Annotated in this window: 22 protein-coding genes; 12 read left to right on the forward strand and 10 right to left on the reverse strand. The window is 67.2% G+C overall.

Features of this window, described 5'->3' with window-relative positions; translation table 11 throughout:
- Positions 1-9 precede the first annotated feature (9 nt).
- Entirely contained in the window at positions 10-999 is a 990-nt protein-coding gene (locus tag IPI67_03045) for a hypothetical protein (protein ID MBK7579159.1), read from the reverse strand.
- Between the two features lie 98 nt (positions 1,000-1,097).
- Here IPI67_03045 and IPI67_03050 point away from each other — a divergent pair, with 98 nt between their 5' ends.
- From IPI67_03050 to IPI67_03065, 4 genes are all read left to right on the forward strand, one after another.
- Positions 1,098-1,502 carry a hypothetical protein gene (locus IPI67_03050; GenBank protein MBK7579160.1) on the forward strand — a complete coding sequence of 135 codons (405 nt, stop codon included), beginning with the start codon at positions 1,098-1,100 and terminating at the stop codon, positions 1,500-1,502.
- Between the two features lie 106 nt (positions 1,503-1,608).
- Entirely contained in the window at positions 1,609-2,454 is an 846-nt protein-coding gene (locus tag IPI67_03055) for an SDR family NAD(P)-dependent oxidoreductase (protein MBK7579161.1), read from the forward strand.
- An 85-nt stretch (positions 2,455-2,539) separates the two neighbouring features.
- Entirely contained in the window at positions 2,540-4,315 is a 1,776-nt protein-coding gene (locus IPI67_03060; GenBank protein MBK7579162.1) for a hypothetical protein, read from the forward strand.
- A 184-nt stretch (positions 4,316-4,499) separates the two neighbouring features.
- Complete coding sequence (locus IPI67_03065; GenBank protein MBK7579163.1) at positions 4,500-5,504, forward strand: hypothetical protein; 1,005 nt, start codon at positions 4,500-4,502, stop codon at positions 5,502-5,504.
- A 73-nt stretch (positions 5,505-5,577) separates the two neighbouring features.
- Here the strand turns inward: IPI67_03065 and cyoE are convergent, their stop codons facing one another.
- The 4 genes from cyoE to IPI67_03085 all read right to left on the reverse strand — a co-directional run bounded on the left by cyoE (position 5,578) and on the right by IPI67_03085 (position 9,109).
- The gene (cyoE, locus tag IPI67_03070; protein ID MBK7579164.1) at positions 5,578-6,471 is read right to left on the reverse strand and encodes a protoheme IX farnesyltransferase; all 894 of its coding nucleotides are present in this window, start codon (positions 6,469-6,471) and stop codon (positions 5,578-5,580) included.
- A gap of 20 nt (positions 6,472-6,491) precedes the next feature.
- The gene (locus IPI67_03075) at positions 6,492-7,691 is read right to left on the reverse strand and encodes a pyridoxal phosphate-dependent aminotransferase (GenBank protein ID MBK7579165.1); all 1,200 of its coding nucleotides are present in this window, start codon (positions 7,689-7,691) and stop codon (positions 6,492-6,494) included.
- 2 nt (positions 7,692-7,693) lie between these two features.
- Positions 7,694-8,020, reverse strand: a complete 327-nt coding sequence (locus IPI67_03080) for a twin-arginine translocase TatA/TatE family subunit (protein ID MBK7579166.1) — start codon at positions 8,018-8,020, stop codon at positions 7,694-7,696.
- Positions 8,021-8,116: 96 nt separating this feature from the next.
- Entirely contained in the window at positions 8,117-9,109 is a 993-nt protein-coding gene (locus IPI67_03085) for a hypothetical protein (GenBank protein MBK7579167.1), read from the reverse strand.
- Between the two features lie 213 nt (positions 9,110-9,322).
- Between IPI67_03085 and IPI67_03090 the strand changes: the two genes are divergently transcribed.
- Together IPI67_03090 and IPI67_03095 are read left to right on the forward strand one after the other, a co-directional pair.
- Positions 9,323-9,991 (forward strand): hypothetical protein, encoded by a 669-nt coding sequence (locus tag IPI67_03090; protein ID MBK7579168.1) that lies wholly within the window; start codon positions 9,323-9,325, stop codon positions 9,989-9,991.
- Between the two features lie 97 nt (positions 9,992-10,088).
- Positions 10,089-11,825: a protein kinase gene (locus IPI67_03095; GenBank protein ID MBK7579169.1), complete on the forward strand. Its 1,737-nt coding sequence runs from the start codon at positions 10,089-10,091 to the stop codon at positions 11,823-11,825.
- A gap of 1 nt (position 11,826) precedes the next feature.
- On the opposite strand, the gene IPI67_03100 is transcribed toward IPI67_03095, so the two are convergent.
- From IPI67_03100 to IPI67_03120, 5 genes are all read right to left on the reverse strand, one after another.
- A complete protein-coding gene (locus IPI67_03100) occupies positions 11,827-12,357 on the reverse strand; it encodes a DUF1232 domain-containing protein (GenBank protein MBK7579170.1) in 531 nt (176 codons plus the stop codon).
- Positions 12,358-12,388: 31 nt separating this feature from the next.
- Positions 12,389-13,639 carry a serine/threonine protein kinase gene (locus IPI67_03105; protein ID MBK7579171.1) on the reverse strand — a complete coding sequence of 417 codons (1,251 nt, stop codon included), beginning with the start codon at positions 13,637-13,639 and terminating at the stop codon, positions 12,389-12,391.
- 1 nt (position 13,640) lies between these two features.
- Positions 13,641-14,234, reverse strand: a complete 594-nt coding sequence (locus IPI67_03110) for a hypothetical protein (GenBank protein MBK7579172.1) — start codon at positions 14,232-14,234, stop codon at positions 13,641-13,643.
- Positions 14,235-14,264: 30 nt separating this feature from the next.
- Positions 14,265-15,335 (reverse strand): hypothetical protein, encoded by a 1,071-nt coding sequence (locus tag IPI67_03115; protein ID MBK7579173.1) that lies wholly within the window; start codon positions 15,333-15,335, stop codon positions 14,265-14,267.
- Positions 15,336-15,399: 64 nt separating this feature from the next.
- A complete protein-coding gene (locus IPI67_03120; protein MBK7579174.1) occupies positions 15,400-16,437 on the reverse strand; it encodes a hypothetical protein in 1,038 nt (345 codons plus the stop codon).
- Between the two features lie 94 nt (positions 16,438-16,531).
- Between IPI67_03120 and IPI67_03125 the strand changes: the two genes are divergently transcribed.
- From IPI67_03125 to IPI67_03150, 6 genes are all read left to right on the forward strand, one after another.
- The gene (locus IPI67_03125; protein ID MBK7579175.1) at positions 16,532-16,951 is read left to right on the forward strand and encodes a hypothetical protein; all 420 of its coding nucleotides are present in this window, start codon (positions 16,532-16,534) and stop codon (positions 16,949-16,951) included.
- A gap of 50 nt (positions 16,952-17,001) precedes the next feature.
- Complete coding sequence (locus IPI67_03130) at positions 17,002-17,454, forward strand: hypothetical protein (GenBank protein MBK7579176.1); 453 nt, start codon at positions 17,002-17,004, stop codon at positions 17,452-17,454.
- Between the two features lie 96 nt (positions 17,455-17,550).
- Positions 17,551-18,975, forward strand: coding sequence for a protein kinase (locus IPI67_03135; protein MBK7579177.1), 1,425 nt, complete (start codon positions 17,551-17,553; stop codon positions 18,973-18,975).
- A 144-nt stretch (positions 18,976-19,119) separates the two neighbouring features.
- Positions 19,120-20,982, forward strand: coding sequence for a hypothetical protein (locus tag IPI67_03140; GenBank protein ID MBK7579178.1), 1,863 nt, complete (start codon positions 19,120-19,122; stop codon positions 20,980-20,982).
- 256 nt (positions 20,983-21,238) lie between these two features.
- Positions 21,239-23,155, forward strand: a complete 1,917-nt coding sequence (locus IPI67_03145; protein MBK7579179.1) for a hypothetical protein — start codon at positions 21,239-21,241, stop codon at positions 23,153-23,155.
- 71 nt (positions 23,156-23,226) lie between these two features.
- A complete protein-coding gene (locus IPI67_03150; GenBank protein ID MBK7579180.1) occupies positions 23,227-23,952 on the forward strand; it encodes a hypothetical protein in 726 nt (241 codons plus the stop codon).
- The last annotated feature ends 10 nt before the right edge of the window (positions 23,953-23,962 follow it).

Here is a 23,962-nt window from a genome sequence, read left to right on the forward strand (position 1 = left end):
ATTTCGCCCTCAGCTCGGAACGGGTTGGCAGCAGCCGGTGATGCAGTAGTAGCCGTTGGCACACGCCGCTTGACCCGGCAGTCCACAGGGTTGTTTCCCGACCGGACACTGCAGGTCGACGCCGCCGTCGTAGCCAGCGTCGTACCCGGCGTCGTACCCGCCATCCGGTGGGTAACACTCGGCAGGCAGCGTCGGTTTGCCGATGCACAGCTCACACTTGCCGCAGCCGTTGAAGCACGCGGCCACGGGTGTGCAGGGTTTGCACTTCGCCGGGTCCGCGAGGCTCGCGATGTCACAGCTGCCAACGCCGTTCACTTCGGACCCGAGGTAGACGAACTTGCCGCCGCCTGCGGGGAGCTCGCAACAGCCGAAACAGTCACAGCCGTTCGGCGTGAGCGGACCGCAGTAGTCCCCGCAGGCTTTGCTCTGCGTCTTGTCGAGCTCCGCACACGACAGGCTAGTGCCAGGCGTCTTGGCGGCCGCGTTGTACTTGCAGCCCGCGCCCTCTGGCGGGTAGTCCGGCGCCACCGAGAGTGGATCACACTCGTGGTTCCAGTAACAGTCGTCGTTGCCGGGGCCGGTGTCCTGGTCGAAGTAACAGTCGGCCTTGCAGGGCGCCTTGTTCTGACCGGGAATGCCGCCGTAGTAGGAACCTTCGGTGTTGTCGCAGGGCCCGAGGCAGTCGGGATCCCGTTCGTCCGTCAGGCCGTCGCCGTCGTTGTCGAGGGTGTCCCCGCAATCGTATATGTGGCCCTGACAGGTCGAGATCCCACCGTCGGGGTTGAAGCCTCCGGTGCCCCCAGCGCCGGAGCTGTTACCCGTACCGGCCGCGCCGTCGCTGTTCGTGCCGCTGGTGCCGCCCGAACCGCCGCCCGCAGCGCCGCCGTTCCCGGTGCCTCCCTTGCCGCCAGAACCTCCGTCATCGGAGTCACTCCCGCAGGCGACCGCCACGCCCAACGCCAAAAGAAGCGCCAATCCCAGCGTATTCCGCGTCGACATCTGCACCACTCTTTTGCCCGATCACTTGGAGGCCAGAGCCAGACGAACAGCCAATTTTTTTTCGGGTGACGGCCCAAGGTATGCTCCTTTCACCGGCAATGCTGCACTCCCGCGCACTCGCGGCTTTCGCCGTCGCCTTCCTTTGTGGCTCCGCTGCGCGGGCCGCAGATCCGGATCCCTGGTGGGGACCCGACAAGGCGTTGCACTTCAGTGTGTCCGCCGGCCTCGCGGCCGGTGGATACGCGACGTCGTCGATCTTTCTGGACCGACGCTGGCAACGCGCCGCGACCGGGGCGACCTTCGCGCTGACGCTAGGTGTCGGCAAAGAGGTGTACGACGCGACCGGGCACGGCACGGCCAGCGGTAAGGATCTCGCTTGGGACGTGGTGGGCACAGCCGTCGGGACCGCGCTCGCGCTCTTGGTCGACGTGCTCGTCGCACCGAAGGCATCCGAGCCCGCCGGTCCCAGCGCCGGCTCCGCTTCTCGCGCTCTCGCGCGGTGACGAGCCAGCCCGAGCGGGCTATGTTTCGGCCCCCGTCGGCGCGCGACCCACGACGGGGCGCACCAACGCGCACGTGCGGCCAAAGGATCGCTGGAGTCACGCAAGCATGGGCCTCTTGAACGGAAAAGTCGCCATCATCACCGGAGCCGGCGGCGGCATCGGCCGCGCCACGGCGCTCCTGTTCGCCCGCGAAGGCGCGCGAGTGGTGGTCAACGACGCCGGTGGCGCCCGGGATGGCACGGGTCAGAGCGGCACACCGGCCAGGACCGTGGTCGACGAAATTCGGGCCGCGGGCGCTGAGGCCGTCGAGAGCGGAGACAGCGTGGCAACCCGCGCGGGGGCCGAGCGCATCGTCGCGACTGCGGTCGAACACTTCGGTCGGCTCGACGTCTTGATCAACAACGCCGGCATCCTGCGAGACAAGACGCTGCTCAAGATGGACGATTCGATGTGGGATGCGGTGATCGCCGTCCACCTCACCGGCACGTTCCTGTGCACGCAGGCAGCCGCCAGCCAGATGCGCGCGCAGGGCTCGACCGGCAGCATCGTCAACACCACCAGCGTGTCCGGCATGCTGGGCAACTTCGGGCAAGCCAACTACGCCGCCGCCAAGGCCGGCATCTACGGCTTGACGAGGACCGCGTCGATCGAGCTCCAACGCCACGGGATCCGGGTCAATGCCGTGGCGCCGATCGCAAAGACGCGAATGACCGAGGACCTTCCGATGTTCGAGAAGGTCGCGAGCATGACGCCGGAGCACGTCGCTCCCGCGCATTTGTTCCTGGCCAGCGAGCTCTCGCAGGACATTTCCGGCGCTGTCCTGTCCGTCGCGGGCGGCAAGCTCAGCATCTACAAGGTCGTCGAGAGCGCCGGAAAGTTCAAAGACTCCGACAGCGGCGTGTGGACCGCCGGCGAGATCGCCGAGCACTGGGACGTGATCTCGAAGGTTTAGCGCCCCAGCGCACGTCATTCTCCCGCCGCCCGTCGATTGCTGGTCCCCTGGTCGGATGTTACGTTAGGCGGACCCACGGCGTCTGATGACTCGCGACTCCAACATCCCCATTTTCCTCTGGGTCGCCACGGCGTTGCTGGCGCACCTGGTCTGGGGTGGAGGTGCGTCGAAGATGTCGCGGCTGTTCGAGGAGACCCTCGACATCAAACGCTTCGCTCAGAGTGTTCAACGTCAGGTGCGCGGCAGCGGGACCGTCGAGATCAGCCTGCTCGACGAGTCGGCGCCCGACCCTGCCGAGCCCAAGGAGTTGCCCGAGCAGGTCGACCCCAACAAGCCCAGCGAGCAGGCCAGCGATCCGAACGACGAACCAGGCCCGACGGATGACTCGAAACAGGCGAAGGAAGAGCAGCCGAAGAAAGAGGACGAGCCCAAGGTCGAGCCCAACAAACCCGAGCCTCCGAAGCTAGAGCTGAAGAGCGAAGCCAAGAAGGAAGAGGCGAAGCCGGACCCGCTCAAAGAGCTGCCCAAGATGCAGGCGAAAAAGCGCGTCGCCGTGGTGCAAAACGTCGAGGACAAGAACCAAAAAGACAACCCGAACGCGGCCCAGATTGCCGATCAGGCGAACCGCGTAAAACAGGAGACCCAAGCTCGCATCACGGCTACCGACCAGAACGACAAGAAACCCACGCCGGGCGGAGCCCACTCGGGACCGACCAAGAACCCGGGCAACTCCGACGAGTCGCGCGTGGCGCAGTCGGACGAACACGAGGGTGAGCCCAACAAGGCGCCCACCAGCCAGGACGATCCCGACAAGCCGGAGAAGACCGCGTCCTCCCAGGCGCCACCGCCGTCACCCGGCCGCGAGCAGAAGGCACCGGGCCCGGAAAACGGCAGCGCGGCGTCGAAACGCCCGGGTACCGCAGCGGCGCAGCGTGGGCAGACCGAACGCGCAGCCAAGGAAGAGGTAGCACCCGATCCCGAGCCCACGAGCGCCGACAACGGCAACTGGGCCGTGGCCGAAGCGCGCGCCGCGCGCGCTGCGCAAAAAGCGCGCAAAGCCCGCAAGAAGCGCCTGCCACCGATGAAGGGTTCGGGCGGCGCAAGCGACATGTTGGGGCTCGGCGCGCTGGGCACCACGTCGAGTGGGGTGAATCTGAACCTGTCTCCGCAGCAGGCGTTCGCGGCCATCGGGCGTGATCGTCTGGTCAAGGAAAAGAAGCGCGACGCCGAGCGCCGTAAGAGCGCTCATCGCGGCTCGTGGAAGGCGCTCGGCATCGAGCGCTGGCGTGCCTCGATCGAGAACTACGTCGCGAGCGTCAAGCCGGGCAACCAGACCGCGCTCAACACGGCACGCGTACCGTTCGCCACCTACCTGAACACGGTGCACAACCGGCTCCATCCGATCTTCGCGGACTCGTTCCTGGCCTCGCTCGAAGCTCTGCCCGCAGGGCATCCGATGAACCGACCGGAGATCAAGACGGACCTCGAGATCGTGCTCGACAAAGACGAGGGCAAGTTGGTGCGTATGGGGGTCACCCACACGAGCGGAGTCACGGCCTTCGATATCGCAGCCCTCGAGAGCGTGAAACGGGCCAGCCCGTTCGGAGCGCCGCCGGGGGAAATCGTCTCGCCGGATGGCCGGGTCTACTTTCACTGGGAGTTTTATCGGAACCCGTTTTACGCCTGCTCCACCTACTTCGCGCACCCGTTCATCCTCAAGGGCGCGCCCAAATCCGCACCGCCGAAGGTCGATCCGGCGCCCTGGCGACCCCTCGACCCCAAAGAGGCGCCGCCCGGTGATCAGCGCCACGGGGCAGTGTGGCCATTCCTCGGGCTGGAAAAGCGCGCATCGCTCAGGTAAGAGCGAGACGCGACGGAGCCCAAGGTAGACCTTCGTCGCAAGGCCGTGAGTGACCAGCATCGACGGCGAACGAGCACCCACGAGCGAAGCGGCAGGGGCTCCGGAGGCCCCAGCGAACCCGCCTGAGCCGGCGGAAGCCGAACCGCGACTCGACGCCGCAGCGCCGAGCCGTGCGGCATCCAGCGTGCGTTCGCCACGGCTCTCCGCCCGCGCGCAGCGGTCACTCCTGGGCGCTCTGGTGCTGCTGTTCTTCTTTGCGTTCCTGTCTGGGCGAGTCGCCGTGCCGGCACTCCTGGGCTGGCGCTCGGGTCTCGAGGCTTGGATCTCGCGCTCGGACGACGCCGCAGCCCTGCTGGGTCAGCTGACGGTCGTCGCGGGTTGTCTGGTCGCCATCCAGCTGCTCATCGCAATCCTGGTCGAGAGCGACCTCAGCGTCGGCTATCGCTTGATCGCAGCACCGACCACCGCCGGCATCGTGACGCTGGTCATGGCAGCGTCGACGCGCGAGTTGCCGCTGCTGTTGGTCATCGGCCTGGCGACGCTGGCGTCCTTCGCGGCGCTCGCGGCCAGCGTGCCGACCGTGATCGAAAAACACACCCGTGCAACCGGGATGGTCATCGGAATCGCCGGGTTGAACTCGCTCTTGTCGGTGTCGGCGCGTTCCCTCGCCGTCTGGGCGAGCCACGAGGCGCTGACTCGTCTGTTTCGCGTTGCGCAGGTCCTCGCCACGGTTGCGTGGGTACTGGACCTGGTAACTCTCGGCATCGCGATCGTGTGGCTGACGGAGCGTCGCTGGAAGCGGGCGCTGCTCGTGTGGGGACCCGTAGTCGCGCTCGCCATCGGGCTTGCCATCGTCAGCCTGTACATGACCCCCAGGCCAGACAGCGTGCTGGGTCTACTGGACAAAGCGGTCCCGGTCTTCCTGCGGCACCCGTGGCCGGTGGTGCCGACCCTGCTGCATTTTGCCCTGTGTCTCTTGCTATTTTTTGCCGTTCCGGCGGCGCTCTTTGGGCGCCGACAACACCCCTACGCACAGAGCGCCGTTGCACTTGCGCTGCTCGCGCGCTCGGGGACGGACATCCCGGTCCTCGGGCTCGCGCTCTTGCTCGCCTCGCTGCTCGCAGCGCTGGCTGCGGTCCGAGAGCGCCCGGACGCTGCGGCTCCCCTGCCTCAGCGCCCGAGCCAGTAGCCGACGAGCGGGATGGCCAGACACACCACTGCAAACGCTCCCCACGCCCACCAACGCATCCGAGGCGGCTCGGTCATTGCGCGGTGAATGCCAGGCAGCCGTAGACCACGAGCAGATAGGGCAGCGTCGCCAAGAACAGCCGTTTGGCCCAGAGCTGAAGATCGGGCGCCCGGAATCCGCGCACTGCAACCACGACCTGAGTCAGGCCGAGCACACTGGCAACGACCACGTACGGCGCACCGCCGAGTCCCATCCACGCCGGAACCAGGCTGACGGCGAGCAGCAAGATGGAGTAGCGCACCACCGCCTTCTTTGCGGCGGGAATGCCCCGCACGGACGGGTACACGAGCAGCCCTGCTCCCTCGTACTCTTTCGCCCGAAACATGGCGATGGCCAGGAAATGCGGGATCTGCCAGACCAGCAAGATCGCGAACACCGAGAAGGCCGGCAGCGACAGACTGCGGGTCATGCTCGCCCAGCCAATCAGCGGGGGAATCGCGCCTGGAATTGCTCCGATGTGTAGAGCCAGGGGCGTCACGCGCTTGAGCGGCGTGTAGACGAGCACGTAGCTCAGGAAGGCCACCGCGCACAAAAGTCCCGAGAGGGCGTTGACCAGGAACGTCAACCCCACGAGCCCGGCCAGCGCGAGCGTCACACCGAACCAGAGCGCCACCTCGGGCGCGATCCGCCCCGAAGGAATCGGCCGCTCTCGGGTGCGCGTCATGAGCGCGTCGACGTCCCGCTCGAGATACATGTTGAGCGCGTTGGCAGCACCGACCACCGCGGCGGTGGCAACGACCGCGATCACCAGCTTCGAGAGCACGACCGGACCCGGCGCGAGGATCGCCCCGATGGCGGTGGTCACCAGCACCATGCGCGTCACGCCGGGTTTGGTCAGCTCGGTGAGGCCGACGAGCGTACGGCGGACGTCGCGGGTTCTCGTTGCTGCTTCCACGGCCGGCATCATGTTAGACCAATTCTCGGGGCTCACCGCTGCGCGCGTGCCACGGCCGCGGCGAGCACGGAGAGCGCCTCGTCGATCACGGACTCGGCGGCGGCGTACGAGTACCGCACGTGCCCAGGGGCTCCGAAGGGCTCCCCGGCGACGGCCGCGATGCCACACACGTCGAGTTGCCACAGCGAGACGTCGCTGGCGCTTTCGAGCTTCTTGTCTCCCCAGCGGATCCCGTACAGCCCTGTCACGTCCGGGAACGCGTAGAACGCGCCGCGGGGCCAGTCACAACGGATGCCCGGGATCTGATTGAGGCCCTCGACCATGCGCCGGCGACGCTCGGCGAAGACCTTCGCCATGGCGATCATCGGCTCCCGAGGCCCGAGCAGAGCAGCCTCGGCTGCCACCTGCGCGACGGCCGTCGGATTGGTGGTCGACTGGCCCTGGACCTTGAGCAGCGCTTTGGCCAGTGCCGGCGGCGTGATGGCCCAGCCGATGCGCCAGCCGGTCATCGCATAGGTCTTGCTCACACCGTCGACGACGATGAGGCGATCGGCCAACTCCGGCGCCAGCTTGGCCAGCGACACGTGCTCGAAGCCGTCGTAGGTCAGATCGGCGTAGATCTCGTCGACGATCACCCAGACGTCGTGTTTCGCCAGGACGGCCGCCAGAGCGCGAAGCTCGCTGGCGTCGTAGGCGGCGCCGCTGGGGTTGGAAGGTGTACACAAGATGACGGCCTTGGTGTTCGGCCCAATCGCCGCATCGAGTGCCTCCGGCGTGACACGGAAGCCGTTCTCGACCGAGGTCTCGACGATCTTCGCTTCGGCGCCGAAGAGCCGGACCTGCTCGGGATAACTCACCCAGTACGGAGCAGGGATCACGACCTCGTCACCGGGCTCACAGAGCACCATCGCCAAGTTGAACAGCGCGTGCTTCGCGCCCACACACACGGTCACCTGGTCGGGGGTGGGGCGCCAGCCGCGGTCGCGTGCCGTGGCCTCGCAGATTGCCTGGCGCAAGCTGAGCGTTCCTTGCACCGCGGTGTAGTGTGAGCTCGTCGCGATGCCGCGCTCTGCGGCTTGGCGAATGTGCTCCGGCGTCTCGAAGTCGGGCTCACCGACACCGAAGGCGTAGATCTTCCGTCCGGCCGCCTTGAGCTCCGCCGCCTTTGCGGTCATGGCCAGCGTTGCACTCGGTGCCACGCGGTCCAGTCGCTTTGCGAATTGCCTCGGCAAGTTCAGTTCCTCTCGTCGTCGTTGTCGTCGTTGTCGTCCGGCTCGGCTCTGCGCCGCGCCCTGACGTGTCTCTTGTTCAATACCGTGTCCGGAGCCTGTGCCACACGCTTCTTGCGCTTGGGGAGCTGCCGCTCGCCGGGGTCGTCATCGTCATCGTCTGCGTCGTCCGCCTTGCCCCGCGCCCGCCGACGCCCAGCATCGTTCATGCTGTTCTTGAAAGCCCGGACCGCCTCTCCGAGACCGCGACCGATTCCTCCCAGTCGACCAGCACCGAACAGGAGCAGCAGAAACAGGACGATGACAGCCAGCTGCCAGGGGCCGACACCCATGAGAGCGGCGGTTGATATCACCGGCCGAGGTCGCCAGCAACGCGTCGGCGAACCGGCCGAGGCCGAGGCCGGGGAAACCCAGGATTTGCGCCCGCTTCAGGGCCCAATAGGTCGTGCACGCTGCCGCAGCCGAGCGCGAGCGAACGCCGCGAACGCGCTGACCGAAACGAGCGTGACCACACCAACGACGGGCACGAGCAGGTAGCTTTTCGCCGACCCGCCGCCGGCGTCCAGCCGGGACTGCAGCGCGATCGACGCCAGCACCGGGACTCCGGCGACGGCGATGGCCGTCACGCGCCGGGTCGTGCCGAGCCGAAGCGCCGACAGCACGCCGCCGAGCGCGAGCAGAACCGCGGTGGCAGCCGACAGCGCGCTCCGCACCGACAGGGGCAGCTTTGCGCTGCGACCCCAGCCGGGCAACCCGCGCACCGTGCCGTTCTGCACGCTGAGATCGAGGTAGTGTTTTTCGTCGAGGCGCCGGCTCACGACTCTCATGTCGACCAGACGCAACTCCCGCAAGTCGTCGCTCGGTTCCAGCTCGCGCGCGCTGAACCACGCGCGTCCCCCCAGGCCCGGCAGGGCGCCCGTGATGCGCGGGGGCTGGCCGGGAAAACACAACCAGGTCACGCCGAGCAGCGGGACCGACGCGCTTTTTGCTTGCTCCACGCCGGCGCAGCTCGAGCGACCTTCGTGGATCAACTGTCGGGCGAAGCGACCGGGCACATCGGCACCGGAGCCCCAGGCGAGGCTGGCCGAAAAGGCAGCGAGTCCCACCAGCGCCAAGTGCGGGAAGGTCGAGAGTGTCAGCCGGAGCGGTGACGCACCGACCGCCATGAGCGAGCGGGCCTCGCCCCGCTCGATGAAGCTCACGACGACCAGCGCCGCCCCGATGGGTGCGCCCACCAAGAACGCGATTTCGGTCGCCGACGCGCCGAGCGCGCGGGCGAAGGGCAGCGCGACGCGCAGCGGCACTTCGGGCGCCAGGAGCCACGGCAGGAGTCGGACCGTGCCCGCCGCGAGGCCAACGGCCAGAACCAGAGCGACCGCCAGCGTGGCACCCCGAATCACACGCCAGCCGAGTCTGCCCACGTCCCGAGGAAATCTACGTGACTGCAGCGCCAGGCGCGAGCCGCCGAGCACGCGGCCCGTGCGGCGAAGCCCCCTCCGTCCAGCCCGACAAACCCCTGCACAGACGCGCCGGTGCCTGAACCCTTGGTGGCCGGACTCGACCGGGGTAGTCTGCGCGAACATTTCGTCGCCTAGGGACACCGAACCCTCGGAAACCTACGGAGCGGAGGATCGATGCGTATTCTTCAGTCGCTTTCCTGTGTCGCCTTGTCGGCGTCGTTGCTGCTCGCTGCTCAGCCGTCACGGGCCGCAGAGGATGCAGAAGAGGCCAGCGCGACCGGCAAAGGCATCACGGGCGGCGTGCTGCTCGGCGCCGAGGTCGTGATGCTGGTCGAAGCGGCGGTGAAGGTGAAAAAACCCTGGGCGTATGCCGTCGGCGGCATCGCAGGCGGCATCGCCGGCGGCGTCGGCGGGTATTTCGTGGAGACTGGCAGCAGTGACGCGAAGATCAGCATCTACATGCTCGCCGGCGGAATGGCGCTTGCCATTCCAACCACGGTGGCAGTCCTCAGCGGCGCTGCCTACGAACCCCCCGCAAACGCCACCGAGGACCGGCGGCCGAGTGATGAACCGGTGGCAGAACCGCCGCAGCCCGGCTCCGCACCCGCCGCGACCAGCAAGGCGCCGGCCCGGAAGAAGAGGGTGGCAAAACGCCTGTCCCAACCGGCAGTGCTTCTCGCGGCGCCCCCTCCTCCGGCGCTGGTCGGATGGACTCCTCGCGCTCTGTCCTTGAGCGTGCCCGCGGTCGAGGTGAAGAACGCCTATTCGCGCGCCGAGCTGATGCAGTTTGGGGTGAAACAGGCGACCGAGGTCCGCGTACCGGTCGTGAGCTTCGTGTTTTGAGCCTCAGCGGCGCGGAACGCCGCTTGGAGGACGACCGGACTATCCGCTAGAGTTCGAGGTCGACTTGCTCCCTTCGTGAAGGACGGACCAAAAGCACATGGCACAAGCAGCGCCGCAACGTTCGGCCTCCCGTGGACGAGGTGAGGATCCCGCGATTGGCAAGGTGATTGCGGGGCGCTACCGCCTCGAGGCGCGCATCGGCGAAGGTGGCATGGGCATCGTGTACCGGGCCCGGCACGTCCTCATCGACCGAGTCGTCGCTGTGAAGCTGATTCGGCCCGATCTGCGCGGCGAGACCCACCTTCGCGCATGGATGCTACGGGAAGCGCGCGCCGCCAACCGGGTCGACCACGCACACATCATCGACATCCACGACATCGGGGAGACCGACGAGAGCGAGCTCTACCTGGTCATGGAGTACCTGATCGGCATCCCGCTCTCGACCGAACTCGCGCGTGGTCCGATGCCGCTCACCCGCGGCGTGGACATCCTCGAGCAGATGGGCGCGGCCCTCGCTCGCGCGCACGACCTGGGCGTCGTGCACCGCGATCTCAAGAGCGACAACATCCTCTTGACCCAGCGGGGCGGCCGTAAAGATTTCGTGAAGATTCTGGATTTCGGCTTGGCGGCCCTCGCTCACGATCCGCGCTTGGCGCCCAAGGGCGCCGTATTCGGCACGCCGGAGTACATGTCGCCGGAGCAGGCCCGCGGCGAACAAGCCGGACCGCAGTCGGATCTCTACGCCCTCGGCGTGCTGTTCTACGAAATGCTCGTTGGCCAGCTCCCGTTCCGCGCAGCAGACCGCGACACCTTGCTGGAGATGCAGCGCACGGCACCGGCGCCACGCCCGACCGCCATCAAGAAGGACGTCAACCCGGTCGCCGAGAAGATCATTCTCAAGTTACTCGAGAAGGACAACCGCAAGCGTTATCGCGACGGCCATCACCTGCTCGAGGAGCTGAAAGCGCTGCAGCGCTCGCTGCCGAGCACCTCGTGGGACAAAGAGAGCGCGGGCGAGGCGCCGCCTCAGGCTGCGCCGCCGCCACCACCTCCGCCCACCACCACGCCGGTGACGGAGTGGGGCGGCCGCGCCGGACTGTTCGCTCGCATGCTCGCGCGCGCTTTCCCATCGGGCAACGCAACACCCGAGCTGACCACGTCCATGGCCACGATCTGGGATGTCACCGCCAAAGCCAATGGGCTGGAAGGCGAGATCGCCAGTCACACACGGAAACTCGAAGCGCTCGAGCGGCGTGGTCGTGCGCTGCGCGCGGAGATCGGCCGCAAGGTCGAGGAGCTGGCACAAGAAGAGAGCCGCGCTCTGCGTGACGCTGCGGCCTACGGCGAAGAAGAAGAGGTCGCTCGGCGAGAGCTGGCGGCAGCGCAACAGCTCGCCAAGGACAAGGTCGCTCAGGCGGACGCTGCCGAGCGCGCGGGTCAAGGCAATCGGGCCATCTACGAGGGCGCCGGAGCCGCACGCGCGATGGTCGAGGCAAAACGCCAGTGGTTGAGCACGCGCGAGACACGTCGCCTGGGACGCGAAGGAACGGCCCGGGACCTACGGCGTCAGATCGAGGACCTGCGCGCCCAGCTCGCCCGTTACGCCGAGGCGTTGGAAGAAGATCTGGCGAGCGGTCGTGAGAAGGTCGCGGGCCGCACGCGAGAAGGCATTCGCATCGAGCAGGCGTTCACCGATGCCAGCAAGGTCCTGGTCGAAGGCCTGAAGGACCGACCCGAGTGCCGCGACTTGATGACTCAGCTCAAGAGCAACGACTCGGCGCAGCAGCCCCCCGAACAGCCGTGGGCCAACGTCAGCGCTCGCGTGTCGGGCTGACTCACTTCGGCAGCTTGGCGGCGAGGAAACTCTTCAGCTTGACCAGGTTCTTCGCGTCCCGGTGAAAACCCGGCTCGGAGTATCCGTCGGCCCAGCTCTTCACCTCGCGAACGAAGTCGGCACGTACCGCCGCGTCGCCGAAGATGTCATCGACCGTGCGGCCACGGGCGGCAGCGCCACCGAGGCTCGCGACGTAGGCCTCGAGGCGCGGGAAATCGTCCGCCAAGAACTCGCTGATCAGCTCGGTGTCGGCGGCAAGACGGGCAACGATCGCATGACCCCCGTCGGCCTGACCCCGCGAGGCGGCGACCCGGAACACGAAGGCATCGTCGATGAACCCCAGGTCCTCGATACCGTCGGGGATGAGGTCCAGCGACTTGAACAAGTAGTTCAGGGCGACCGCAGCATTGCGGCGCAGCTCGGCTGGCGCGGCGTCGTTCTCGACGAGGATCGCTAGCTCACGGGCGTCTTCGCCCAGGGTGCGCAGCCAGGTAGGGAACGCTTCGAGACAGCGGCTATCGAGCTCGGTCATGGGCACGGTTTACCCGAGCCCGGCCCCTGCGTCACCACTTGCCGACCACGAGGCCCGCGGCGAAGCCGAGCATCAGCGCCATGACCGCGACGAGCAGCGCGAGCGGGAGTGGGACCGCAATTGTCCGCCGTGGCACGCTGACCACCTCGACCGACGGAGCCGCGTGACCCGACGTCGCCCCGGGGAGTCCGGCCGAAACCGCCGTGTCACCGCCGAACCGCCGTCCTACCGCCGGTGCATCCCCGGCGCCCGGGGCGGGGGGTGGCCTCGAGCCGTAGTGGCCGGGCGGCGGAGCCGATGGATGATGGGGCGGCGGAGCCGATGGGTAGTGCCCACCGGGGGGCAAGGGACCGGACGGGATCGCGACCGCGTCACGGGTGTCCGGCGCCGCGACCACCGACGCCGGCATCTGCCCGGAGCGCGCCACACTCTCGACCGCCTGCGCCATGTCGTAGGCGGTCTGGAATCGCGCTTCCGGCTTCCGCGCCAGAGCGCGCTGAAAAAACGGTGCCCAGTGTGCGTACTGGGGCGCGACGGTCTGGATCGGCGTCGGCTCACTCGTCAGCACCTTGGTCACCCGAACGAAGTCGTTCTCCGCCTCGAATGCCGGGACCCCAGTGAGGAGCTCGTAGAACAAGATCCCACACGACCAGAGGTCGGCCCTCGCGTCCGTGTGTTTGATGTCCTTGATCTGCTCCGGACTCATGTAGCCGGGAGTCCCGAGCAGCATCCCGGTCCGGGTCTTGCGGTGCATTCCGCCAGCAGCATCGAGCACGAGCGAGATACCGAAGTCGAGAACCCTGATGTCGCTGCCGTGATTGGAATCGCCCACCAAGAACACGTTGCCGGGCTTGAGATCGCGGTGGATCACACCCGCGGCGTGTGCAGCGGACAGAGCACGAAGGATGTTCTGAACGATGGCGGAGGCCTGCTCCACCGGCACCCGACCGCGGTTCATGCGATCGGCGAGCGGTTCGCCCTCGAGCAGCTCCATCACCAGGTACGGCGTCCCGTCCGCGGCTCGCACGGCTTCGTACACCCGCGCGATGCCGGGATGATCGACACGAGCGCTCGCCTGGACCTCGTTGAGAAAACGCGCAACGACGTCCTGATTTTCGCCGAACTCGGCCCGCAGCACCTTGATCGCGGCCCGCGCCGTGCCGTCGACGCCCACCCCCTCGAACACGACGGCCAGGCCTCCCTGACCGAGGACCCGGCTGAGCCTCCAGCGGCCGTCCAGGACGGCACCGATCAACTCGTTGGGGTCTTCGAACTCCAGCATGTCAGGGTCCAAACAGCGATAGCTGACGTGCCTCGCGGCGCGGCGTCGCCTTGCGCGGGCGCGACGGCTCTCTTGCTCCCTTCGGCGGCGGGCGAGTCTTCGCGGGCTCCGAGAGTTGCCTCATCAGGCTGGACTCACGCTGGAAGAACCCAGCGTTGTGGAAGGTGTCCTTGAGCCCGAAGTACTTGAAGTCGAGGTGGTGACACACCTCGTGCAAGAGCGTGCGCAAGAACGTGCGCGGCGCCACCGTGCGCGAGTGTTCCGCCGTGCGCATCCAGACTTCGAGGTGTGCACGCCCGTCCGCCTCCAGCGTATACAGACCATGCAGCTCGCCGTCGTGATCCTTGGGGCGCCGGGCCAAGACCCGAACGGTCACGTTGACGACACCGAGGGATAGCGTCAGGTCCGTCACCAGCGCCTGCGCGGCGGTCTGCACCGCGCGCCGGGAGCCGCCCTCGAGTGCCTGGCGTAGCACGACGGCCCGCTCCCGGTGCTCCGCCACACGCGGCAAGCTGACGCTCCTTATCGCATCACTCTTGTCATAGGTGCGCTTGCCGGAAGCGGAGAGCGAGCGGTAGTAAGGGAAACGCTTCACGGCGGCGGCATTCTACCCGAATCCGGAGCGTCACTTGGCATTCCGGCAGCACACCGTCAGCGCCGTGTTCGGGTCGCCGACAATTTTGCCAACCGGGGTGCCTCCCCCGGGGATGCAGCCTCCGACGAGCGTCGGGCTCTTGGTTCGCTCCAGCCCCCACGCCGGCCAGAACGAGTTGATGGTCCCTGAAACGTCGGTGCAGTTCGTACTCGAGAGTTTCTGGTTGTCGAACAGGCAAGTCGCGTCGTCCCAGAACTTGTATTCCGCCGTGCAATCCATGACTCCCGGTGCGCAGCTGCAGGGTGCGCACGAGCGTGTATCGAGGTACTTCTGGAATACGGGCTTGCGCTGGGGCCAGTCACTTGGGCAGAGCTGGTCGCCCGGTAGGTAGATACAGATCGACGCCGCGTACGTGCCCGTGCCTTGCGGCAAACACTCGGACGCCGGACCGCACGCCGTCGCTGGTTTCCCCGGGCACACGTCCGCGCGGTTCTTCCAAGGATCACCCTGGATCGGCGCCACAGCGCTCGGCTCGCAGCTGCCCGGCGTCGTCACATTCGGGTTACCGAGCCTGCAATGCAGCGATGGGCTTCCGCTCTTGCCTTTGCAGCCCCCGCTGGTCTCCGTGTAGTCCGTGCTGACGCTGCACGTCGCGTCGCCGCTGCAGAGCAGCGACACGCTGCACGCGCCGCCAGTCATTGCGCCGCAGGTGCAGGCCGAACAGCTGCCTTGCCCGGCGGGGTTGCTGAAGAACTTCTGCGGCTCGGAGCCATCCGGGCAGATCGGACCAGCCGGTTCGCTGGCAACGTAGGTACCCTCGGAAAGAAAGGCATAGCCCCAACCTGCGGGCGCCTTCGGCACGCATTGAAAACCGGTGCTGCACGCGGTCGGTGGTGCACCCGCAGCGCCAGCGCTCCCACCGGCACCCGCCAGACCTCCAACCCCGCCGTCACCCCCGAAACCGCCGAGCGGCGCGCCACCGGTCGCACCGGCGCCACTACCGCCGCCCGCGTCGGGCGCGGCGCCGCCCTTCAGCTCGATGCTGCATCCGAGGACCGACAGCGCGCCAAGCGCGCAGGCGAAGAGGAGATTTCCCGTCACGCGAGCCGCGGAATGGTATCACGCGGGTCGGACCGGCGCTTTTCCCGGTGCAAGCTCCGACCGCTCAGAAACGCCCGCCAAAGCTGAATCCACCGCCGTGCCGCTGCACGTATGCCTGCGCCGCCGGCGGACTCGTCGTTGGTGCGCGCCCGCGGCCCAAGAGCATCACAACCCCGGTTCCAACACCAACCACACCGAGCCCGAGCGTGACTCCCGTGAGGGTCGAGTAGGTCTGGCCTCGCTTCTGTGTGCTCTCGAGTGTGTCGGGACAGGTGCGACCGATGCAACCCTTGTCGAGGTCGTCGACGGCCTTGGCACGGAGTGAATAGAACACCGCCGACGCGGCCAAGCTGGCCACGCCCAGCCCGCCGATGATCCACGGCGCAGACGAGCCCGACGCTTCCACGCGCGGGGCCTCGGGCGGCACCGCGTCGTCGCGCGCTGCGACCGGCGCCGCCTCGTTCGTCCCCTCGGAGCTCGGCGCAGCCGGCGTCTCGGTCGCCGGTGCCACCAGGTCGTCGGGCACGTCGAGCACCACATTCACTTGCTCTGCCTCGGCCAGAGTCAACGTCCGCTTGAACGACTTGCCCTGGGCCACGATTCCTCGCACGACATGCGGACCAGGATCCAGGGTGATCGGTTGACCGATCTGCGTGTCGCCGAGCGCAACACCGTCGAGCTCAATCTTGATTGCTTCGGCGCCCTTGCCGCGCGTGATGGTGACCTTCGGGATCTTTCCTTCGAGCGCCTCGCGGGCCTTCTTCACCTCGTCGACGAGGCTCTGCTCCTTCTTCCCACCCTGCTCGGCTTCGTACTCCGCCATCCGGTATCCACCGAGCGCCTCGTTGAAGCGGCCGAGGTTCTCTTTGCAGCGTGCGAGATGAAAGCGCACCTGCGGCGTGGCCTTGATGCGGGCTACATCCTCGAAGGTTCCAAGCGCGCCCGCCCAGTCCCCCGCGGCCTCCTGGGTCAGGCCCTGGGCGTAGAGCTTCCGCGCGCGGATGAGCTCGGCGTCGGACTGGGCAAATGCCGGCGTGGCCAGCCAGAGGGAGGCGGACAGCCCAATCCAGCGAGCAACGGTCAGAAATCGCGGGCCAGGCACATTCGGCATGGAACCGCGCCAAGCGGCTGCCGGCAAGGGCGTTTCGTCAGGAGTTTCACCCACCCGCCTGTCCGCGCTAGCCTACCCGGGTCGCATGAGCCAACGGGTCACCACCGCCTTCGAACCGCTCCTGACTGCGTTGCAGGATTTTCGCACTCAATGGCCGAAGCGCGGTTGGAGCTGGGATGGGCGCTTCTCGTGCGTAGCGTCAGCGTTCTCGGCCGAGCTGGTGGAAGAGGCGAACACGGCACTGGCGCCGACCTTCCCTGGACGCTGGAACCACAAGACCTTGGGCGCGGCGCCGCCGCTCGTGCAGCAGATTGCAGAGCGCACCGGTGGCGTTCGGTCGGACCAGTGGATCTTCTCGACCAACACGAGTGGTGGTGCGATCATCTACGCGCTGTGGTGGCCTTGGGGCGACGACACGACCATTACGCTTCGGGTCGGGCTGCCGAGCCCGAACCCAGCGGTCGAAGATCGACTTCGGGACGTGTTCGGCGCGAGCCCGTACTGAGGGGCGAGTCCGCCGCGTTCGCGGCTTGCATGCTTGTGGCCTGCGCCGGCGTGAGCGTGGCATGCGGCGCATCGCCTGCGACAAAAGCGGCGAGCGCTCCGACGCTGATCGTCGCGCGCGCCGACGAGGTCGACGAACCCGCAGAGCCTCCGGTGCAGCCGCGAACCGAGCCCCCTCCCCCGAATCCATTCCCGCTCGGGCGCTGGGCGGGCACCGGTGTGCAGGGTGATGGTCAGAGCTGGCCCCTCGAGGTCGACCTCTGGACCACGCGGAGCGGCGCCTGTGCTTCCGTCAGGTACCCGTCGATCCCGTGCGCCGCCACCTGGATCTGCGTCGCACAGAGCAGCGACGGTGTCCTCGAAGCGAGGGAGGAGCTGACGGAGGGCCACGACCGCTGCATCGACGGCGGCACCATGACGATGCGACCCGTCGACGACCACCTCGAGTGGCAGTGGCAGGGCAGCGGGCAGACGGCGCGCGCCGACCTCACCCGCGTGAAGTGAGCGCGCCACGACTGCATCAGCGACTTCGCACCTCCCGTGTGGCATGCGCATTGCTGAGCACGAGGGAGAATGCGAAGATCCAGCGAGGGAACGAGAATGGGCGTCGACGAAGCTGACGCATTCGACACCACACTCCTGGCCGAGAGTGGCCCACGAAGCACATCCAAGCCCCCGAGCTCGGACGCCACTCGCTGGGTGGGTCAGCGACTCGACCACTTCGACGTCCAGCGACCGCTCGGCAGCGGCGGGATGGGGGCGGTGTACGTGGGGCACGACCGCTCCCTCGACCGGCGAGTGGCCATCAAGGTCCTGCCCGAGGGCCTCGCGGAGAGCGGGGAGCTGCAGGAGCGTTTCCTGCGCGAAGCTCGCGCGCAGGCGCGCCTCAACTCGGCCCACGTTGCTCACATCTATTACATCGGACGAACCCCGGCGAACGACCACGGTAAGACCTCTCTCTTCTTCGCCATGGAGCTGGTCGATGGCGGCGACCTGGAAGACTTCATCGACAAACGCGAGCCCGTCGATCCGGAGCTTGCCCGGCGGCTGATGCTGGAGGTCGCCCAGGGGCTGCGCGACGCACAACGCGCGGGCATCATCCATCGCGACATCAAGCCGAGCAATCTGCTGCTCGACAAGAAGGGCAACCTGAAGATCGCCGACTTTGGCGTCGCAAAACCCGTGGGCGGAACGGACTCGAAGATCACCCGCGACGGCGCGGTGGTGGGCAGCCCGCTCTACATGGCGCCGGAGCAGGCGAAGGGCGAGGACATCGACCATCGCGCCGACATGTACTCGGTGGGCTGCACCTTCTACCATCTGCTCTCGGGCGCTCCGCCATTCAACGCAAAGACGCCGGTGGCGGTGATCGCCAAACACCTGACCGAGGCCCCACCGAGGCTCGCGCTCGCGGTGCCAATCGTTCCCAAACGCCTCGCGGCGATCGTCGAGCGCCTGATGTCGAAGGAACCGGCGGGGCGCTTCGACAGCTACGACGATCTGATCGCAGCGCTCGAAGCCGCCGCCCCCGAGACGGTCCGGCACGCAGGCTTCTGGGTGCGCGGCGCCGCGGTGGGGGTCGACGTCGGCCTCGCCAGCCTGGTGATCGGGCTTCTGGGTCTGCCGGGGCTCTTCCTCCACCTCATCTATGTGAGTGTGGCCCACGCCACCCGCGGGCAGAGTCTTGGGAAGCTGCTGATGAACCTGCAGGTGCGGCGCCCCGATGGCGGGCGCCTCGGGCTGGGCCGCTCGGCAGTGCGAACCGTGGCCAGCATGTGGATGCCGTTCTTCGCGGGCCTCGTGATCCTGCTGACCCAGGGGCGCGGCGGGCTTCAGCTCGCAATTCGACAGATCCAGATCACCGACATGGACGCCTTCCGCGGGCTGGTCCTGGCGGTGGTCCTCGGCAACGCGCTGCTGAGTCTGCTGTACGGTGCTGGCCTCGCCCTCGCCGCATTCCACCCGGAAAAACGTGCGGCCCACGACCTGATTGTCGGGTCCGAGGTGGTCTACCGGCTGAAGTGAGGGGAGCCGGGCGCAGACGGACCCACATGCGCTCCAGAACCGGGTTGCCCGAGTCTCGGGCCGGGTGTAGACCCCCGGCGGTTTTCCTTTCTGGGCAGGGTTAGCTATCCTGTCCTTTGGGCTTTTTATCTGGAGGAGACGGCAGTGTCTTTCGCTGATCGCCTTAAGGGCTTGTTCGTTGCGGCTTGTGCGGTGGCCATTCCCCTGACTTTCGCGCCGGCTTGCGGCAGTGACAGCGGCGGAGACGGCGGCGGAGGCTCGGGTAACACCGGCGCCGTGGGCGGAGCTGGCGGAAGCGTCGGCGGCTCGGGTGGCAGCGGCAACACGTCCGGCGTGTGCCTGCTGAACAACTGCAACTCGGACCAAGAGTGCGACGGCTGCTCCTTCGGCCGAAACAAGTGCAAGCTCTCCGAGCATCGCTGCGTCGCGTGCGACCCGGCTACCGGTCAGGGCTGCCCTGCAGGTCAAGAGTGCACGTCGTTCGGCACCTGCGCGCCGTCCGGGCAAACCTGCGCCACCAACGCCAACGGCGATCCGACCATCACCTGCCAGTCCAACGCCGACTGCGCAGCCTGTGATCCCCTGCACCAGATCTGCGAGCCCACCAGCAGCAAGTGTGTGGCTTGCACGGACACCAACACCAGCCAGTGTTCGGCGTCGGACATCTGCGTCGACAACAAATGCGCCCACAAGTGCCCGGACAGCTGCACCGTCGACAACGACTGCGCGCGCTGTGAGTACGCCGCGGGCAAGAAGGCCAAGGCGTGCTTCAACCACACCTGCGCCGAGTGCTCGGACACCTACGCTTGCCCCGCAGGCCTCGTTTGTCAGAAGGGCCAGTGCATCAAGCCGTGCGGCATCCCGGGCCTGTCGGCGGGAACCTGCAACACGAAGGTGGACTGTGAGGGCTGCGGCGACCCGACCAACACCACTGCACCGAAGTGGGACTGCAAGTTGCCGATCAACGGCGGACTCCACGGCGTCTGCGCGGCACCCGCGACCGGTTGCTCGGACCTCGGCCAAGGCGCCGTGCTCCCTGCGCCCTACGACAAGGTGACCAACCTGTGTTCGAAGGACACCGACTGCGCTGGCGTTGGGATTCAGTACAACGTCGGCCAGCTGATCCGCGACCTGGTCGGCGGACCCGAGATCGACATCGGGATCAAGAAGATCAAGATCCAGGACGCCAACGTCCAGTACGGCATGAACAAGTGCGCCAGCATCGAGCTGGTCAACAACGTCAAATGCGGCGTATGTGTGCCGTGCAAGGCCGACTCGGATTGCCAGAAGATCGACATCAGCAAGCTGATCTTCGACCTGTTCAAGGGTGATCCGTTGGCCCAGATCGCCGGCGCGTTCATCATCGACCTCCTGTACGGTCAGAACAAAGACCACAGCCTGCACTTCCAGTGCCTCAACATCGCCGCGGGTTACGGCGTGTGTGCGCCTTGCTCCAACCCGACCAAGGCCTGCGGGCAGACCACCGGCGGCGGTGGCACCGGCGCCTGTGACCACGAGGTGTGCAAGACCGGCGGCGCCCTCAAGGAGAGCTGCGGCAGCTGTGCGGCCGAGGTCTGCAAGAACGACTCGTACTGCTGCACGACCGCCTGGGACGACGTGTGCGTGAAGGCCGTGGACAAGTACTGCCCGAACGGCTGCGGCGGCGGGGGCACGACGACCTGCGACCACAACCCCTGCACCGAGGGTGGAGCGCTCAGCACGACCTGCAGCGCCTGCACCAAGGCCGTGTGCGCCAACGACGCCTTCTGCTGCGGCACCAAGTGGGATGCGCAGTGTGTGACCGAGGCCAAGGCCGAGGCCGCGTGTGCCTCGGCCTGCGGAGCCGGCTGTGCGCACAGCGAGTGCACGTCGGGCGGACCGCTGACCACGGGTTGCTCCACCTGCGCCACCAACGTCTGTGCCGCCGACTCGTTCTGCTGCGCAACGTCGTGGGACAGCCTGTGTGTCACCAAGGCCAAGACCACGACGGGCTGCACCTGCCCCTGAGTCTCGGCTAGAGAACCGGCGCCCGAACCATCGGGCGCCTTGCGAGCGTACGCATCCACTGCGCGGGTCCACGGCCGCTCGCCGGTCCTTCCGGGTGGCTGTCCTCGCACGGTGTTCGGCCGCGCTTTGAGCCACGGCTGCAGGTGAGCGTGGCCTCCGCCCAGCGTGCCGCTCGCAGCTTGGCGCCCACTCCGCCCGAAGCCTGAAGCGGGGGCTCCGGTGACCTGCTATCCTTCGGCGGTTGGAGGCGAATACGATGACCTGGTCCGTCAGGAGCTTGCTTGCCACGATTTTTGGGAGCGCCCTCGTGCTCACGCTGGCCCTGCCGGGCTGCAGCGCCGGGAAGGGCGGCGGCGGCGGTCCCCCCGGAGTCGGCGGTAACGGTGGCAGCGGTGGCTCGAGCGGCGACAGCGGCGTGGGAGGCAACTCCGGAGACGGCGGCTCGAGCGGTACCGCATCCGGGCTCTGCCTGCTCAACAACTGTCACTCGAACCAGGAGTGTGAGGGTTGTTCCTACGGTCGTCACACCTGTGACATCGCGAACACCCGGTGCATTGCCTGCACGAGCGAGAAGGACTGCAAGACCGGAGAGCAGTGCACCTCGTTCGGGACCTGTGCGCCGAAGGATCTGACTTGCCCGACGGACGCGACGGGCACACCGACCATCACGTGCTCCAAAGACGTGGACTGCTCGGTCTGCGACCCGTTGCACCAGGTCTGCGACACCGCGTCCAGCAAGTGTGTGGCCTGTGTGACGGGCAACACCGCCGCGTGCACCGGCAACCAAGCCTGCGGAACCACTGGACTGTGCGAGAACAAATGCCCGAGCAACTGCACCACCGACGGCGAGTGCGGCAAATGCGAGGCCGGCGGCGTCCAGGCCAAGGCGTGCAACAACCATGTCTGCGCGGAGTGCTCGGCGACCAAACCCTGCGTTCAAGGCTTCGACTGCGAGGGTGGCAAATGCGTGAAGCCGTGCGGCACGAGCGGCGGGGAGGGCGCCGACTGCAAGCAGGACGCCGAGTGTTACGGCTGCGGCAACACCAGCTCGACCGAGACCTGGAAGTGTAAGTTCCCGGTCAACGGCGGCACCCACGGCACTTGCACCCACCCCGCCACAGGCTGCACTGATCTGCTCTCGAGCGGAGCGGTGCTGCCCCCGCCCTTCGACGGCGTGACCAACACCTGTTCCAGCGACGCCAACTGCGCCGGCGTGAGCATGGACGTCAACGTGGGCAAGATCATCCGGGACCTGGTGGGCGGTGGTGAAATCAACCTGGGTTTCAAGAAGATCAAGATTCAGGATTCCATCCTCAAATTCCCGATGAAGGCCTGCGCCAGCGTCGAGCTGTTCGACGGGAAGAAGTGCGGCGTTTGTGTGCCGTGCAACGACGACGCCGACTGCACGCCGATCGAGCTCGACCCGCTGGTGAAGGACCTATTCAAGGGGGATCCGCTGCTGCAGATCGCCGCCGCGTTCTTGATGGACCTCTTGTTCGGCAAGGACAAGAAGCACCAGATCCACCAGCAGTGCCAGGAGGTTGCCGCCGGCTACGGCGTCTGCCTTCCCTGCGCCAACCCGCTGGACGGCTGCGGCGCTGGTAGCGGCACCGGGAGTACCAGCGGACAGTGCGGCCACGACAAATGCACGGTCGGCGCGGCCCTCGATCCGACCTGTGGCCTGTGTGAAGCCGCCGTCTGCGTGAACGACATCTTCTGCTGCACCGCGGGTTGGGATGAGCTCTGTGTGCAAGCAGTCGGCGAGTACTGCGGCACCGCGTGCGCGATTGACCCGACCTGCACCGCACATACGCCGTGCGTAGCCGGCGCGGCGATGAACGAAAAATGCAGCAACTGCACGCTGGCGGTCTGCGCAGCCGACCCAACTTGCTGCGACACCAAGAACGGCCAGTGGACACAGAAGTGCGCCGACATGGTCTTGAAGGACATCACCATCAAGCCCGAGTGCGGCGGTGCCTGCGGCAAGGCGCCGTGCGGCTCACACAGTGAGTGCACGCTCGGGACGGCGTTGACGGAGACCTGCACGGAATGCACCAAGGTGATCTGCGCCAAGGACAAATACTGCTGTGATACCCAGGTCGGAAAGTGGGACCTGATTTGCCAGGACGAGGCGAGCAAAGAGCCCATGTGTCCGGCCTGTCCGAAGAAGTGACGCAACCGATGGAGGAGCAGGCCAGCTCGGGGGTGAAGGCCCGCTTCTTCCGTGGGCTTCTCCCGGCTCTGATGACAGCAGCGCTCAGCTTCGCTTGCGGGGGCTCCACTCAAAAAGATGGCGCGGGCAGCGGCGGACAATCCGGCGGCGGGAGCTCCGGATCCGGCGGCGGCAGCGGAGGCATTGGCGGTTCGTCCGCCGGAGGCAGCGGAGGGAGCGGTTACTGCGAGTCGTTCGTGCCCTGCTGCGACGCGCAGGGCAATCCGGTCGACCCCGTGTGCCCAACGCCCGGAAACCCCGAGTGCCCAGCCGGCTCGAGCTGGGCGAAAGCGGGGCTCTGTGAGGCCAGTGCCGCTTGCAAGCCCGACCAACCCTGCGCCGCCGATGAGTACTGCGACTATCCGGACAACCACTGCGGCGCCGGCAGCGCCGGCCAATGCGTGAAACGTCCAGCTGGTTGTGACCTCATCTACGCACCCGTGTGCACCTGCGCCGGCGCGGAGGCGGGCAACGAGTGTTCGGCGTACAGCGACGGCTCGGACCTGAACGGCAACGGTGGCTGCAAACCCCCCGTCGGCATGTTCGAGTGCGGGCAGCAGTTCTGCGCCACGGGCAACCAGTATTGCGAGGTCATCGGCTCCGATCTGGGCGGGTACCCGGATACCTACACCTGCAAGCAGCTCCCAGCAGGCTGTGCGGCGGGCGTGAGCTGCGATTGTCTGAAGGCCGAGCAGTGCGGGTCGGTGTGTAAGGCCGACGCTTCGGGAAACTACCAACTCACGTGTCTGGGCGGCTGACTCGGCCCGC

The sequence above is a fragment of the Myxococcales bacterium genome, assembly GCA_016706225.1.
GTDB lineage: Bacteria > Myxococcota_A > Polyangia > Polyangiales > Polyangiaceae > JADJKB01.